A 16531-nucleotide genomic window follows, 5' to 3' on the forward strand; every position below is an offset into this window, starting at 1 on the left:
ATGTACATTTCAAAGTCATTCATTCCAATATTAAAAAATAACCCATCAGAAGCAAAAATTAAATCACATCAGTTAATGCTAAGGGTTGGTATGATTAAACAATCCTCAGCAGGTATTTATTCATGGCTACCTTTAGGTTTTAAGGTGATGAAAAAAATTGAACAAATAGTAAGAGAAGAACAAAATAAAATTGGTGCCCAAGAAATACTTATGCCAACTATACAGCCCAGTGATATTTGGAAAGAAAGTGGTCGTTATGACGATTATGGTGATGAAATGCTTCGTATTAAAGACCGTCAAGGTAGAGAAATGCTTTATGGACCAACCAATGAAGAGTTAGTTACAGATATATTTAGATCAAGTGTAAAATCTTATAAGTCACTTCCTCAATTATTATATCATATACAATGGAAATTTAGAGATGAAGTTAGACCAAGATTTGGAATAATGAGAGGTAGGGAGTTTTATATGAAGGATGCATATTCGTTTGACGTTAATGACGAAGATGCAACATTCTCGTATAATAAATTCTTTTTCTCATATTTAAAAACATTTAAAAGATTAGAACTTTCAGCAATACCAATGGCAGCTGATACGGGACCAATTGGTGGAAATTTATCTCATGAATTTATTATTTTAGCAGATACAGGAGAAAGTAAAATTTTTACAGATAAAAGAGTTTTTGATTTAGGTAGTGAAGGAACTGTATTGGATAGACAATCCTTACAAGACTTAAGAAAAAAATATGAACAATATTACGCTGTAGCCGATGAAAAATTTAATAAAAATGAATTTGAAGAAAAGGTGTCAGAAGAAAATAGGTTAATTACAAAAGGTATAGAGGTAGGTCACATTTTTTATTTTGGAGATAAATATTCAAAAGCTTTAAATGCAGCTGTAGATCTCCCAGGTGGCAAAAAAGATTTTGTTAAAATGGGATCTTATGGAATTGGTGTATCAAGGCTAGTTGGAGCAATTATAGAAGCTAAATATGATCAAAAAGATGAAATAATGAAATGGCCATTTTCTGTAGCACCATACGAACTTGCAATAATACCTATGATTAACAAAAATGATACATCGGCATTAGATAAAGCGAATAAACTTTTTAAACATTTTGAAAGTAAAAATATTGATACAATTATTGATGATATGGATGAAAATCTTTCATCTAAAATTAAAAAATTTAATTTGATAGGTGTGCCTTATCAAATAATTTTAGGAAAAAATTCAGAAGATAATTTATTAGAGTTTAAAGAGATTGGAAAGGATCCTAAAAGTTTAACACTAGATCAAATAACTCAAATTTTAACTGAACAAAAATTAAAAAATTGATTTCTGCATTAGAAAAAGAAATTACACTTAGATATTTAAAAACCAGAAAAAAAGACGGTTTTTTAAATATAATATCCATTTTTTCATTTATTGGAATTAGCCTTGGTGTTGCAGTACTTATTATTGTGATGTCTGTTATGAATGGCTTTAGAAGTGAATTAATTAATAAGATTGTAGGATTTAATGCTCATGTCACTGTTAAGCCATATGAAACTTCTATTAATTTAGAAAAACTAAATAGTGAAAATCTAAAATTAATTTCAAAAGAATTAATACTTAGTAATTCTGGTGAAGCAATTGTTATTAGTAAAAACTACACTAAAGGTTTAATTTTAAGAGGTTATAGTAGAGAAAACTTTCTAAAACTTGATGTTGTAAAAAAAGGAAACTTAATTGGTAAATCAAACCAATTAACAAAGAATTCGATATCAATAGGTAAAGAATTAAGTTTTAATTTAGATCTTAGTGTAGGAGATAAAGTATCAATAATGTCTCCAGTAGGCATTGAAACAATAATAGGAAGTCTACCCCGGCAAGAAACTTTTATTATTAGATCTATCTTTGATAGTGGTTTAGCGGATTTTGATGCAAATATTGCTTTTATAAATTTAGAAACATTGGAAAACTTTTTTAGTTTTAAAAAAGAAGACCGTAACCTAGAAATTTATTTGAACAAACCATCAAATATTGAAGAAGCAAAAAATAAAATTCAAGAAATATTCAAAAATGAATTTGTATATAGTTGGGCTGATATGAATAGCTCATTGTTTTCTGCATTAAAGGTTGAAAGAAATGTAATGTTTATAATCTTATCTTTGATTATTATAGTAGCTGCTTTTAACATTATTTCGGGTCTTACAATTTTAGTTAAAAATAAGACAAGAGATATAGCTATACTCAAGTCGATTGGTGTCATGAACAAGTCTATTGTTAAGATATTTTTCCTTGTTGGTGTTATTATTGGAACTACAGCAACACTTTTTGGAATCTTTTTAGGTGTAATATTTTCTCTATACATTGAAAACCTGAGAGAATTCTTAAGTAATACATTTAATATTAGCTTATTTCCTGAAGAGATTTATTTTTTGAGCACAATGCCCTCTGAAATAAACCCAACTTCAATTTTTATAATTTCTCTTTGTTCAATTTTTATAACTATTATCGTTTCAATTTTTCCAGCAATAAAAGCTTCAAAATTAGACCCTGTTAAAGGACTTAAGTATGAATAATTTGATATCATTAAAGAACATATCTAAATCTTTTTCTAACAATAAAAAAATAAATGTTTTAAAAAAAATTAATTATTCTTTTACAAAAGGTAAGATTTATTCTCTAGTTGGTCCATCTGGATCTGGAAAGTCTACATTATTAAATGTTTTGTCACTAATAGATAAACCTACCACTGGTTCATTGATAATTAATAAAACACCAGTAAACTTTAATGAAAATGCGAAAAATGATAAAATTAGATCAAGTAAAATTGGTATTATCTATCAACAAAATAATTTACTTCCAGATTTTACTGCATTAGAGAATGTTTATTTAGCTGGTTTAGCTTTAACAAATGATAAAAAAAATTCAATTGAAAGAGCAAAAGAAATTATAAAAACAATGGGTCTTTCATCACGTGAAGCTCATTTTCCATCTGAACTATCAGGAGGTGAAATGCAAAGAATTGCAATGGCTAGAGCACTAATTAATGAACCTGAAATTATATTAGCAGACGAGCCTACTGGCAGCTTAGATCATACTACTGCTAAAGAGGTTTTTAATGTTTTATATAAATTAAAAAATAAAAATAGATTAATAATTTATGCAACTCACAATAGATTTTTTGCTAATATGGCTGATTGCAAATTAGAAATGATTGATGGTAATATAAAAGCTATCAATGCCAGAATTAAATAATCAAAATTTTAATCACTTAAAAATTCATACACAGTATTCAATTTGTGAAGGTGCTATCAAAATTGATAACTTAAAAGATTTTTGTAAAGAAAAAAAAATACCTTGCTTAGGTATTTCAGACACATCTAATTTATGTGGTGCATTAGAGTTTGCTGAAAATATTTCTAAGGTTGGTACACAGCCAATTATTGGCACTCAAATCTATTTTAAATTTGAAGATACAACAGGGCTATTACCCCTAATAGCTCTTAACGAAAATGGATATAAGAGAATTATTGAACTTTCCTCAAGGTCTTACCTTGAAAATGATGCATTATCTGACCCTCATTTAGATGTAAAAGAACTTTTAATAGACACTGAGGGCGTGTCCTTACTTTCCGGGACTATTCAAGGTTTATTTGGTAAACTATTTGAAAAAGGTCGTTTAGATGAAATATCAAAACTATATAGAAGCTTATCATCAAAATTTAATGATAATTTTTACCTAGAAATCCAAAGACATGGTGATCAAAACGAAATTGCTTTTGAAAAATTCAATTTAGAACAATCTTTAAAAATTCAAATACCAATTATAGCTACAAATGAAGTTTATTACTTAACACCTGACATGCACGAAGCTCATGATGCTTTAACGTGCATTGGTTCTAAAACTTATGTTAATGAAAAAAATAGAATTAAATATAGCAACCAGCATTATTTTAAATCTAATGAAGAAATGTCAAAGCTATTTTCAGATCTTCCTGAAGCTTTAGAAAATAACTTCAATTTACCATTTAAATGTAATTTTAGACCACAGTTTTCAAAACCTGTACTTCCAAATATTAGTTCTGAAAAAGGAGGTAGTGCTGATGAAATACTTAAAAAAGATTCGCTAGACGGATTAAAAGAAAAATTTCAGAAAGTTTTTAAAATTGAAGAAAATAATTTAAAAACAGATGATAAATTCTTGAAATACAAAGACAGACTAGATCATGAGTTAAAAATCATAATCGAAATGAAATATCCAAGTTATTTTTTGATTGTATCTGATTATATTAAATGGGCTAAAAATAACGATATTCCAGTAGGACCTGGTAGAGGTTCTGGTGCTGGCTCACTGGTTGCTTGGTGTTTATCCATTACGGATGTTGATCCGATTAAATTTAATTTAATATTTGAAAGATTTTTAAACCCTGATCGAGTATCAATGCCTGACTTTGATATAGATTTTTGTGAGGAAAAAAGAGATCTTGTTTTTAAATATTTAACTACAAAATATAAAGATAGTGTTGCTCATATAATTACATTTGGAAAATTAAAAGCAAGAATGGTTATTAGAGATGTTGGTAGAGTATTAGGTCTACCATATGGTTTTGTTGACAGTATTTCAAAAATGATCCCTTTTGATCCCTCTAGACCTCAAAGTCTAACTGAGTGTATTAATAGTGAACCACGACTTCAAAAATTAGTTAATGAAGACCCACGTGTAAAAAAATTAACTGATCTTTCTTTAAAATTAGAAGGTTTAAATAGAAATGTAGCAACTCATGCAGCAGGCGTTGTAATAGCTGATAGAAAATTAACTGAAGTTGTACCTTTATACAAAGATGCTGCAGCAGACTTGCTGTTACCATCAACACAATTTGACATGTATTCAGCAGAAAATGCTGGCTTAATCAAGTTTGATTTTTTAGGATTAAAAACTTTAACAGTTATTAATAGAACACAAAAATTGATTAATAAAAAAGTTAAAGATTTCAAAATTGAAGATATTGATTTTGATGATCAAAAAGTTTTTGAACTTTTATCTTCTGGTAACACTGTTGGATTATTTCAAGTTGAAAGTGCTGGTATGCGCGAAGCTTTGTTGCAAATGAAACCCAACCATATTGAAGATATTATTGCTCTTGTTGCACTTTACCGTCCAGGACCTATGAGCAACATACCAATTTACAATGACTGTAAGCACGGAAGACAAACACCTGATTATTTGCATCCATTACTTGAGGATATTTTAAAACCTACTTATGGAGTTATTATTTATCAAGAACAAGTGATGCAAATAGCACAAAAACTCTCTGGTTTTACCGCTGGTGAGGCAGATATTTTAAGAAGAGCTATGGGTAAAAAAAAAAGAGCCGAATTAGAAAAGCAGAAACAGGGATTTATTGCTGGTGCTTTGAAAAATGGAATTAGCAAAGAAGTTGCAGCTAGTATATTTTTAAAAATTGAACCATTTGCTGAATATGGATTTAACAAAAGTCATGCTGCTGCTTATGCTATAATTTCCTATCAAACTGCTTTTTTAAAAACCTATTATCCTAAAGAGTTTTTTGCAGCATCTATGACAATGGATATTTCAAATCAAAATAAATTGGGAGAATTCCATGAAGAACTAAAAAGAATTAATATTAAAGTTATACGACCTGATATTAATAAGTGCTTTGCAGATTTTCAATTCGATGACAATAATTTTTATTATGCTCTTGGTGGAATTAAAAGTGTTGGTTATGAAGCAATATCAAATGTTGTTAAAGAAAGAAATGAAAATGGAGATTTTAAATCTATAAATGATTTTTTAAATAGAGTTAATCCTAAAGATATAAATAAACTTCAATTAGAAGGTTTGGTTAAAGCAGGAGCTTTTGATAATATAGATAACAATCGACAAGCCTTATTTAATTCTATTCCAAATTTTATTTTAAAAACAAAAAATATTTATGAAAACAAAGCAGCAAATCAAATTGATCTTTTTGGCTCAGATGATGAACAGGATAATGAAATAGTTCTAAATATTGAAGATTGGAAGTTTGAGGATCGTTTATCAAGAGAATTTGAAGCTATTGGTTTTTTTATATCTGACCATCCTTTAAATCAATTCAAAGAAATTTTTGATGACTATAAAATTGTCGATTATGCACAGTTTAATTTGAATGATACAATAAAAGAGGCAAATATTGCAGCTACACTTTTAAAAATCACTGAAAGAAAAACTGCAAAAGGTAATTCATACGGAGTTATTAAGTTCACTGATTTAACTAGTGTTTTTGAGCTGTTTATTTTTTCAGATATTTTAGAACTTAATAGAGAGGCTTTAGTGGAGGGTAGCTCTTTAATCATAACCTTGATCAAAACCATTTCTAACGATGAAAATAGATTTAAAAGAATAAATGTTCAAAAAATTGCATCTCTCAAGGATCTTTTTAATATGCCTGTTAACGAAATTGTATTTAATATTAAATCAATTAAAGACATCGATAAAATATCTGATTTAGTCAATGAAGAGGGGACAACTGAGGTAAAAATTAATATAACCGATAAAAACAATGAAATTAGCTTTAAATTGAAAAACAAGCGTCTTATTGACAGGAAAGCTATTAATATTATCAGAAATAAAGATATTTCGACTACTATTCATTAAAAAAGACTTGTTTGTTCTATAAATAATTTGTAAATAACTCTTAAATTAAATTAACACGCACACAGTTTGTGGTTTTATACCTCCGGTCCTTAAATGGAAATTACTGTGGTGGCTTAACCGGGAATAAATATGAAAATACCAAGTCTAACTATCCAACAACTATTAGAAGCAGGCGTTCATTTAGGTCATAAGACCTTAAGATGGAACCCAAAGATGAAAAAATACATTTTTGGAAAAAGAGATTCAATTCACATTATTGATTTAACTCAAACATTAGAATTAACCAATGTAGCTTTGGAAAAAGTTTACAATACGATAGCCAATAATGGCAAAATTCTTTTTGTTTCTACAAAAAAACAAGCATCAGAAGCTATTGCTGAAGTTGCAAAAGAAACTGGACAATACTTTGTAAACTACAGATGGTTAGGTGGAATGCTAACCAACTGGGGAACAATCTCAGGATCAATTAAAAAGATGAAAAAATATGAGGCTGATCTTGTAGCTGAAAATAGAGGCTTTACAAAAAAAGAACTATTAAAGATGAGCGTTAAAAAAGATAAATTAGAAAGAGCATTAGGTGGAATTGCAGAAATGAAAAAGGTTCCCGATCTAGTTTTTATTATTGATACTAATTATGAATCTCTAGCTATTGCTGAAGCTTCTAAATTAGGTATTCCAATCTGTGCTATACTTGACAGCAATTCTAATCCTGATGGTATTGATTACCCAATTCCAGGTAACGATGATGCTAGAAGAGCGATTGATTTGTATTGCAATTTAGTAAAAGAAACTATTGAAAATGCAAAAAAAGCTGCTCCATCTAAATTTGAAGAAAAACCAGATGTTGATGATACAAAAACCAAAGAAACTTCATCAAAAACTATTCAGGAGATTGATAGAGAGAAGTTAGATGCTAAATTTTCAAAAAAAGATAAGGAAAAACTAAATTAACATGAGTGATATAGAAAAAGTAAAACAATTACGTGAAGCAACTGGTGCTGGATTTAAAGATTGTAATTTAGCAATCAAAGAATCTGGAGGCGACCTAGATAAAGCTGTTGAAATTTTAAGAGTAAAAGGAATTTCTAAAGCTTCAAAAAAAATGTCAAGAGATGCTAAAGAAGGTGTTATTGCAACTTCAGGCGATGAAAATAAAATATCTATTATTGAAATTAACTGTGAAACAGATTTTGTTGCTAAAAATGATGACTTCGTATCCTTTGCAAAAGAATTAAGTGAACTGAATAATCAAAATTCATCTGACTTAGAGAAACTCAATAAATCAAAAATGGCAAATGGAGAAACAGTTGAAGATAGCCTTGTTGCATTAATTGCAAAAATGGGAGAAAAGATAACACTTGGTAAAGCAAAAACATTTAGCCAACCAGGTTCTAAAAACTTTAATTATTTGCATACTGTAGTTAAAGATAATTTGTCTAAATTATCAGTCATAACTTCACTTGAGACCTCAAACGATAGTGAAGATGTTAAAGCTTTTGGTAAACAACTTTCAATGCATATTGCAGCTTCAAATCCTTTGGCACTAAGTTCAGATTTAATTGATAAAGATCTTCTTCAAAAAGAACAGGATCTTGTTGCTGAAGAGTTAAAAAACTCAGGAAAACCTGAGGATATTGCACAAAAGATTAGTTTAGGTAAAATGAATAAATTTAAAGAAGAAAATGCCTTATTAACACAAGCCTGGGTTATGGAACCAAAAAAGAAAGTTCAAGATATCATAAAAGAACTAAACATACCCGATTTAAAGATTAACAATTTTCTAAGAATTAAAATAGGTGAATAAATGTTTAATGAAAAATCATATAGCCAGAAGATGGATAAAACCATTGAGGTTTTTCAGAAAGAGTTAACATCATTAAGAACTGGCAGAGCAAATTCCTCGATGTTAGATCTTGTTAAGGTTGATGTTTATGGTCAAGCAATGCCTTTAAATCAAGTATCAAGCATAACAACTCCAGATGCTAGAACTATTAATATTCAAGTTTGGGATCTTAATAATGTGCCACTTGTTGATACTGCAATTAAAAAATCAGAATTAGGTTTAAATCCTCAAATTGATGGTCAATTAATTAGACTTCCTGTACCAGACTTAAATGAAGAACGAAGAACAGAGATTAAAAAATTAATCAAATCTATGGGTGAAAAGTGTAAAATCTCAATTAGAAATATTAGAAGAGAAGCCAATGATGATTTAAAAAACCTAGTTAAAGAAAAAATAATTAGTGAAGATGAAGAAAAGATTAATGAAAAATTAGTACAATCATTTACAGACGAACATATTAAAATCATAGATACTAAAGTTGAAGTTAAAGAAAAAGAAATAATGACCATATGAACCCAATTAAACATGTTGCCATCATCATGGATGGAAACGGTAGATGGGGCGTTAAGCATAAACAATCAAGAAATGCAGGTCATAGAGCTGGTTTAAACACAGTCGATCTAATCATTAATCATTGCATTAACCATAAAATTAAGTTTTTAACTCTTTATACCTTCTCTTCTGAAAATTGGAAAAGACCCAAAAATGAAATTGTTTTTTTATTTAAATTATTAGAAAACTTTTTACAAAAAAAGATTAGTAAAATTATTGAAAAAGATATTAAGCTTAAGTTTATTGGTGAATTAAATAAATTACCTACAAAACTTCAAAAATTAATTAAATTATCAGAAAAAAAAACTTTTAATAAAAAAACGTTACAAGTTAATATTGCTTTAAACTATGGTTCGAAAATTGAATTAATTAATACCGTAAAAAAAATTAAACGAAAAAAAATTACAATAAATGAAAAAAATATAGATAACAATTTGTATACAAAGCATCTACCGAACCCTGATATTTTAATAAGAACTGGAAATACCAATAGACTAAGCAACTTTTTACTTTGGCAACTATCTTACACAGAGATATTTTTTGAAAAAAAATTATGGCCTGATTTTAAAGGTAAAGATTTTGATAAAATTATGAATAAATTTAAAAATATTAAAAGAAATTTCGGATCAATTTAATGAATTCAAATATAAAAAAAAGAATTTTAACTTCAATACTTCTTATTGCTCTTTTAATAGGAATGTTTTTTTACTCGTATATAATGATAATTTCTTTAATTATTATAGCAATAATTTCATGGATTGAATTTTATGCATTAATATCAAAAATTTTTAAAAAAGATATTTTAAAGGATAAATTTTTTAGATTCTCTTATAAAGCTTTATCATTAATTTATTTATCAGGATTAGTTTATTTAATTTTTACTATAGAATCAGAGAATTCTAATCTTAAAATCTACCTTTTATATTCTGTTTTAATTGCAATATTGTCAGACATTGGAGGGCTTGTTTGTGGAAAAATATTTAAAGGAAAAAAACTAACTAAAATCAGCCCTAATAAAACAATTTCTGGATCAATTGGTTCTTTCATGTTCTCCATGCTGTTGATCCCCTTTTTTTATAAAGTTCAAATTGATCAATCAATAGTAAATCTTTTTTTAATAACAATCATTATTTCCCTAACATCTCAATTAGGAGATCTATTTATTTCACTTTTAAAGCGCAAAGCAAAAGTTAAAGATACGAGTGATTTGCTGCCTGGCCATGGAGGAGTTTTAGATAGAATAGATGGAATAATTTTTGCAATACCACTTGGGATTTTTTTGTTTATATTTATTTAGTATGAAAAAAATTGCAATTTTTGGATCTACAGGCTCTATTGGATCATCATTATTAAAGATTATTAAAGATGATCAAAAAAACTTTAAAATTGAATTACTCACAGTAAATAAAAATTATAAGAAATTAATAAAACAAGTTAAATTGTTTAATGTTAAAAATGTAATTGTCACCGATTATAATTCTTTTTTAATTACAACCAAACTTTTGAAAAATGCTAAAGTTAAAGTTTTTAATAACTTTGATTCATTAAACAAAATTTTTAATACAAATAATAAAATTGATTATTCAATGTGTGCAATTTCAGGATTTGACGGATTAAAACCAACTTTGGATATTATTAAATTTACCAAAACTATAGCGATAGCAAACAAAGAATCCATTATATGTGGATGGAATTTAATTAAAAAAGATTTAAAAAAATATAAAACATATTTTGTACCAGTAGATTCTGAACATTTTTCTATTTGGTCACTATTAGATAACAATAAAAAAAACAATTTTGAAAAAATTTACATAACAGCTTCTGGAGGTCCTTTTAGAAACTTATCATTAAAAAAATTTAGAAATATTTCAGTTAAAGATGCATTAAAACATCCTAATTGGTCGATGGGAAAAAAAATTACAATCGATTCTGCTACAATGATGAATAAAGTTTTTGAAATTATAGAAGCAAAAAAAATCTTTAATTTAAATTATAAACAACTTGAAATATTAATTCATCCAAAGTCATACCTACATGCAATAGTAAAATTTAATAATGGTTTATCGAAACTTTTAGTTCATGATACCAATATGACAATTCCAATATTTAATTCTATTTATTTTAATACCGACAAAAAACTTAAATCAAAAAATATCGATATTAAAACGTTAAATAATCTAAATCTTAAAAAAATTGATAATATTAGATTCCCAGTAATTAAAATTCTTAATAATTTGAGTAATGAAGATTCTTTATTTGAGACTATAATTGTGAGTGCAAATGATAAATTAGTGAAACTTTTTTTAAATAATAAGATTAAATTTAATGATATATCTAATACATTGATAAAAATTTGTAATACTCCTGAATTCAATAAATTTAAGTCAATGAAGCCCAGAAATATTGATGAAATTCAAAATTTAAATGATTATGTAAGTTTAAAAATTAGCTCTATGAGTGTATAAACTCGCTATGTTTAGATTTTTTATTCAATTAATATTACTCTCTATTTTTTTGACATTTTCGTCAAACTCAAAAAATTATGAAAAAATCATTATTAATGGTAATGAGAGAATATCTAATGAAACAATATTAGTTTTTTCAGAAATTCAAGACAACATACCTTTAGACGAAAATTCCATAAATGAAATTTTAAAAAAATTATATAAATCTGGTTTTTTTAAAGATGTTGCAGTTAAAATTGAAAATAATAATCTAACTATAGATGTATTGGAAAATCCAATAATTCAAACAGTTTTAATAGAGGGAATTAAAAGAAAAAAAACAAAAGAATCTTTATATGAAATTTTATCTTTAAAAAATAGATCCTCTTATAACTCAACTTTAATTAAAAAAGATGAATCAGCTATATTAAGTTTTCTTAAAGATGATGGTTATTACTTTTCTAAAGTCACATCCTCCTATCAAGATTTAGGGGATAATAAAATTGATCTCCTTTACCAAATTGAACTTGGTGAAAAATCAAAAATCTCAAAAATTTCATTTATTGGGGATAAAAAATTTAAAGACAGCACATTAAAAAATATAATTATTAGTGAGGAATATAAATTTTGGAAGTTTCTTTCTGGTAAAAAATACTTGAATGAAAATTTAATTAATTATGATAAAAGATTGTTAAATAATTTTTATAAGAATAAAGGTTTTTTTAACGTTGTAATTGAGTCGTCATTTGCTAACTATCTTGGCAATGATGAGTTTGAAATAATCTATAATATTTCATCTGGTAATAAATTTTATTTTAATGAATTTAATCTTAATCTTCCATTAGATTATGATCGTGCTAATTTTCAGCAATTAGATAATATCTTTAAAAATCTTAAAGGAGAAAATTATTCTCTCAACTCCATTGATAAAATTTTAAAAGAAATTGATAAAATTGTTTTGAATGAACAATTTGAGTTTCTAAAATCTACTGTTAACGAGAGTATAGAAGACAATTTAATTAATCTTACATTCGATATAGATGAATCAGAAAAATTCTATGTCGAAAAAATTAACATATTAGGTAATAATGTTACCCTTGAAGAAGTAATTCGAAATAATCTTCTGGTTGATGAAGGAGATGCTTTTAATGAGTTACTTCAAACCAGAACATTAAATAACTTAAGAGGACTTAATTTTTTTCGTAAAGTTGAGACTGAAATTTTAGATATCGATAATGAAAATAAAAAAATAATTAATATTACAGTTGAAGAAAAACCTACAGGGGAAATTATGGCTGGAGCTGGTGTTGGTACTGGTGGTGGAACTTTTGCTTTTGGTGTATCAGAAAATAATTTTCTTGGTAGAGGTATAGAGTTTGCATCTGATATTTCAGTCAGCACTGAAAGTCTTAAAGGAATTATTTCAATGAATAATCCTAACTATAAGGGCTCTAACAGATCATTAAACACCTCATTGGAAAGTACGATCACAGATAGACTTAAAAATTTTGGTTATAAGTCAAATAAAACTGGTTTTTCTGTTGGAAGTGGTTTCGAGTTTTATGATGACCTTTATTGGAATACAGGTGTTTCTTCGTATGTTGAAAAACTAGAAACCGATAGCACAGCCTCTGCTAGTATGAAAAAACAAGAAGGTTCATATTTTGATACCTTTTTTAATCATACTTTTAGTTATGATAAGAGAGACCAAAGATACAAAACCTCTGATGGTTACATTAGTAGGTTCTCACAAAATATTCCTTTAATAAGTGAAAGTTATACCTTAACCAACACTTATGATTATAAAATCTATAATGAATGGCTAGACGAAAATATTTTTTCGATTGGTTTTTTTGGGCAAATCTCAAATTCTTTAGCTGGTAAAGATATTAAACTTTCTGATAGATTGTATTTACCAGCAAGTAAACTAAGAGGGTTTGAGTCTGGAAAAGTTGGTCCAAAAGATGGGGCTGATTTTATTGGTGGTAATTATGCAGCTTCAATAAATATAGCAACAAGTCTTTCTCAAATATTACCTAATTCACAGAATACTAATTTTTCTGTTTTTTTTGATGCAGCAAATGTCTGGGGTATAGATTATAGTTCATCATTAAGCGATGAAAGTAAAATTAGATCATCTGTAGGAATAGCTGTAGATTTCTTCACGCCAGTTGGTCCTCTAAACTTTTCTTTAACTGAAGCTATTACTAAAGGTAAAAATGATATAACTGAATCTTTCAGGTTTAATTTAGGTACCACTTTTTAATGAAAAAACTACTCGCATCATTTTTAATTATTTTTTTATTTTCTACGAATATAGTTTTTTCTGAACAAAAAATAGCATTCATAGATATGGATAAAGTTATTTCAACATCTAATGCAGGCTCTTCAATTTTAAAACAATTAACAGATCTTAATAAAAAAAATTTAAAATTTTTGAATGAGGAAGAAAAAAAATTCAAAGAAAAAGAAACAAAATTAATTTCTCAAAAAAATATTATATCTGAAAATGATTTTAAAAATAAGGTTAATGAACTGAAATCTGAAATTAATAACTACAATCAAAATAGAAATAAAATGTTGTCTGATTTTAATAAATTAAAAATAGATAATACCAATAATCTTTTAAAATTGATTAATCCAATTTTAGTTAAATTTTCAAATGACAAAGAAATAGCTATTATTTTACAAAAAAAAGATTTAGTTGTTGCTAAAACACAACTAGACATTACAGACGAAGTTATTAAAATTGTTAATTCAGAAGTTAAAGAATTTAAGATTAACAAATAAATAGAGATGCTAGATAAAAAACAAATTGCTAATTTGCTACCTCATAGGGAGCCAATGTTACTAATCGATGAATTGCACGATATTAAAAAACTATCTTCTGCCACAGCTATTGTTTATGTAAAAAAAGACAGTTTTTTTGTGCAAGGTCATTTTCCCAATAATCCTGTTATGCCAGGCGTTTTAATTGTAGAAGCATTCGGTCAGGCTGCTGCAGCATTAACGGCTCATGGTTTAGATAAAGAAACATATGATAATAAGCTAGTTTTTTTAATGGGTATAGAAAAAGCAAGATTTAGAAATCCTGTAATACCTGATTGTAAACTAGAATTAAAAATTCAAGCGATCAGAACTCATGGTAGGGTTTGGAAATATAAAGGTGATGCCTTTGTTGATGGAAAAAAAATGGCTGATGCTCAATGGTCAGCTACTATCGTTGATAAGAAATAATCAGCAACAAATCTTGATAACACAGCTTAATTAGCTTTGGTAAAAAGGATTTGTGATTAATCCTTTTTTTAAAAATAATGGTCCCCTTAATATATCTGATATTTTACAATTAATAAATCTTGATGACCTTAATATTGATAATGATCAAGAAATTAATGATATTAAAGATCTACTTACATCAAAAAAAAATGACATTACTTTTTTTCATTCTAAAAAATATAAAAATTTTGCAAAAAATACCAAAGCCTCTTTTTGTTTAACAACTGAGATTTTAAAAGACGAATTACCAAAGAGTTGCTTACCATTAATTGTTGAGAATGTTTTGGTTTCAACTTCTAAAGTTACATCAAAGTTTTATCCTTCTTCAATTAATGATAACTTTGATTATACAGCAAGAGATATAGCTGAAACAAAATTTAAAGATAAAGTAAAATGTGGAAAAAATGTTTTAATTGGTGACAATGTTACCCTTGGATCTAATTGCTTAATTGGTCATAATTCTATTATTGAACAGAATGTTTCAATTGGTGATAATTGCTCAATAGGATCAAATGTTATTATAAGAAACACATTAATTGATAATAACGTTACAGTTTTAGATAATTGCGTTATTGGTAAGCATGGGTTTGGTTTTTTTCCTGTTAGTAAAAAAAATTTAAGATATCCCCATATTGGAATTGTAATAATTGGTGAAAATTCTGAAATCGGTTGTGGTTGCACTATTGATAGAGGCTCTATGTCTAACACTGTTATTGGAAAAAATTCATTTTTAGATAATCAAATTCACATTGCTCATAATGTTAAAATTGGAGATAATTCAATTATAGCAGGTCAAGTAGGAATTGCTGGTAGCTCCATCATTGGCAACAACGTTCGAATTGGTGGACAAGCTGGGATTTCTGGTCATTTAACTATTGGCAATAATGTTGAAATAGCAGGTGGTAGTGGAGTGATAAAAAACATCAAGGATAATTCAAAAGTAATGGGATATCCTGCAAAAAATATTAGAGATTTTTTAAAAGAAAGTAAATGATACATAAAACAGCAATTATTGATCCAAAAGCTAAAATTAGTGCCAATGTTAGTATTGGAGCTTACGCTTTAATAGGTCCCAATGTTGAAATAGGAGAAAATTCCATAATACAATCACATGTAAGTATTGTTGGACATACCAAAATTGGAACTAATAATAAGATCTATTCATTTGCATCAATTGGAAATGATCCTCAAGATTTAAAATTTGCAGGTGAAGAAACGAAGCTTGAAATTGGTGACAACAATAAAATTAGAGAATATGTAACCATTAACCCCGGAACTGCTGGCGGTGGTGGAATAACTAAAGTAGGAAATAACTGTTTATTTATGGTTTCTTCACATATAGCACATGATTGTTTAGTCGAAGATAACGTTATTCTAGCTAACAACGTTCCTTTAGGAGGACACGCTCATATAGAAAGTAATGTCATAATAGGAGGTAATTCAGCTGTACAGCAGTTTACTAGAGTTGGAAGGTCAGCAATGATAGGAGGAATGTGTGGTGTTGTAAGAGACGTCATACCCTACGGAATTGCTCATGGTAATCGAAGTGTATTACAAGGATTAAATTTAATAGGTTTAAGAAGAAAGAATATTCCAAATAAAAAAATTTTAAATTTAAGTGATGCCTATAAAGAAATTTTTAAGGATGAGAATTTAACTCAAAATTTAATCAAACTAGATCAAGATTTTAAAAAGAACGAGCTTGTATTAGAGGTAGTGAATTTTTTAGAGAAAGATAAAAAAAGACCTATTTGTACACCATTTTCAAAATAA

Annotated in this window: 15 protein-coding genes; all 15 read left to right on the forward strand. The window is 27.4% G+C overall.

Going from position 1 to position 16531, the window contains the following annotated elements:
* A complete protein-coding gene (gene proS, locus SAR11_RS04525; RefSeq protein WP_011282024.1) occupies window positions 1-1335 on the forward strand; it encodes a proline--tRNA ligase in 1335 nt (444 codons plus the stop codon).
* The gene (locus SAR11_RS04530) at window positions 1332-2564 is read left to right on the forward strand and encodes an FtsX-like permease family protein (protein ID WP_006997017.1); all 1233 of its coding nucleotides are present in this window, start codon (window positions 1332-1334) and stop codon (window positions 2562-2564) included. The genes proS and SAR11_RS04530 overlap by 4 nt, the downstream gene beginning before the upstream one ends.
* On the forward strand, window positions 2557-3243 hold the full coding sequence (locus SAR11_RS04535; RefSeq protein ID WP_011282025.1) for an ABC transporter ATP-binding protein: 687 nt from the start codon (window positions 2557-2559) through the stop codon (window positions 3241-3243). Before SAR11_RS04530 ends, SAR11_RS04535 begins: the two co-directional genes overlap by 8 nt.
* On the forward strand, window positions 3227-6643 hold the full coding sequence (gene dnaE, locus SAR11_RS04540; protein WP_011282026.1) for a DNA polymerase III subunit alpha: 3417 nt from the start codon (window positions 3227-3229) through the stop codon (window positions 6641-6643). The genes SAR11_RS04535 and dnaE overlap by 17 nt, the downstream gene beginning before the upstream one ends.
* Before the next feature lie 129 nt (window positions 6644-6772).
* Entirely contained in the window at window positions 6773-7594 is an 822-nt protein-coding gene (rpsB, locus tag SAR11_RS04545; protein WP_011282027.1) for a 30S ribosomal protein S2, read from the forward strand.
* A gap of 1 nt (window position 7595) precedes the next feature.
* A complete protein-coding gene (tsf, locus tag SAR11_RS04550) occupies window positions 7596-8447 on the forward strand; it encodes a translation elongation factor Ts (protein ID WP_006997013.1) in 852 nt (283 codons plus the stop codon).
* A complete protein-coding gene (gene frr / locus SAR11_RS04555; protein ID WP_011282028.1) occupies window positions 8448-8999 on the forward strand; it encodes a ribosome recycling factor in 552 nt (183 codons plus the stop codon). It begins immediately after the preceding gene.
* Window positions 8996-9673 carry a polyprenyl diphosphate synthase gene (uppS, locus tag SAR11_RS04560; RefSeq protein ID WP_011282029.1) on the forward strand — a complete coding sequence of 226 codons (678 nt, stop codon included), beginning with the start codon at window positions 8996-8998 and terminating at the stop codon, window positions 9671-9673. Before frr ends, uppS begins: the two co-directional genes overlap by 4 nt.
* Window positions 9673-10335: a phosphatidate cytidylyltransferase gene (locus tag SAR11_RS04565; protein WP_011282030.1), complete on the forward strand. Its 663-nt coding sequence runs from the start codon at window positions 9673-9675 to the stop codon at window positions 10333-10335. The genes uppS and SAR11_RS04565 overlap by 1 nt, the downstream gene beginning before the upstream one ends.
* Before the next feature lies 1 nt (window position 10336).
* Window positions 10337-11503, forward strand: coding sequence for a 1-deoxy-D-xylulose-5-phosphate reductoisomerase (locus SAR11_RS04570; RefSeq protein WP_011282031.1), 1167 nt, complete (start codon window positions 10337-10339; stop codon window positions 11501-11503).
* Between the two features lie 7 nt (window positions 11504-11510).
* Window positions 11511-13748 (forward strand): outer membrane protein assembly factor BamA, encoded by a 2238-nt coding sequence (bamA, locus tag SAR11_RS04575; RefSeq protein ID WP_011282032.1) that lies wholly within the window; start codon window positions 11511-11513, stop codon window positions 13746-13748.
* Window positions 13748-14272 (forward strand): OmpH family outer membrane protein, encoded by a 525-nt coding sequence (locus SAR11_RS04580; RefSeq protein WP_011282033.1) that lies wholly within the window; start codon window positions 13748-13750, stop codon window positions 14270-14272. The genes bamA and SAR11_RS04580 overlap by 1 nt, the downstream gene beginning before the upstream one ends.
* Window positions 14273-14278: 6 nt before the next feature.
* Window positions 14279-14719 (forward strand): 3-hydroxyacyl-ACP dehydratase FabZ, encoded by a 441-nt coding sequence (gene fabZ, locus SAR11_RS04585; protein WP_011282034.1) that lies wholly within the window; start codon window positions 14279-14281, stop codon window positions 14717-14719.
* A 52-nt stretch (window positions 14720-14771) separates the two neighbouring features.
* Window positions 14772-15752 carry a UDP-3-O-(3-hydroxymyristoyl)glucosamine N-acyltransferase gene (gene lpxD / locus SAR11_RS04590; RefSeq protein ID WP_011282035.1) on the forward strand — a complete coding sequence of 327 codons (981 nt, stop codon included), beginning with the start codon at window positions 14772-14774 and terminating at the stop codon, window positions 15750-15752.
* On the forward strand, window positions 15749-16531 hold the full coding sequence (gene lpxA, locus SAR11_RS04595) for an acyl-ACP--UDP-N-acetylglucosamine O-acyltransferase (RefSeq protein ID WP_011282036.1): 783 nt from the start codon (window positions 15749-15751) through the stop codon (window positions 16529-16531). Before lpxD ends, lpxA begins: the two co-directional genes overlap by 4 nt.

The sequence above is a fragment of the Candidatus Pelagibacter ubique HTCC1062 genome (assembly GCF_000012345.1).
Lineage (GTDB): Bacteria > Pseudomonadota > Alphaproteobacteria > Pelagibacterales > Pelagibacteraceae > Pelagibacter > Pelagibacter ubiqueversans.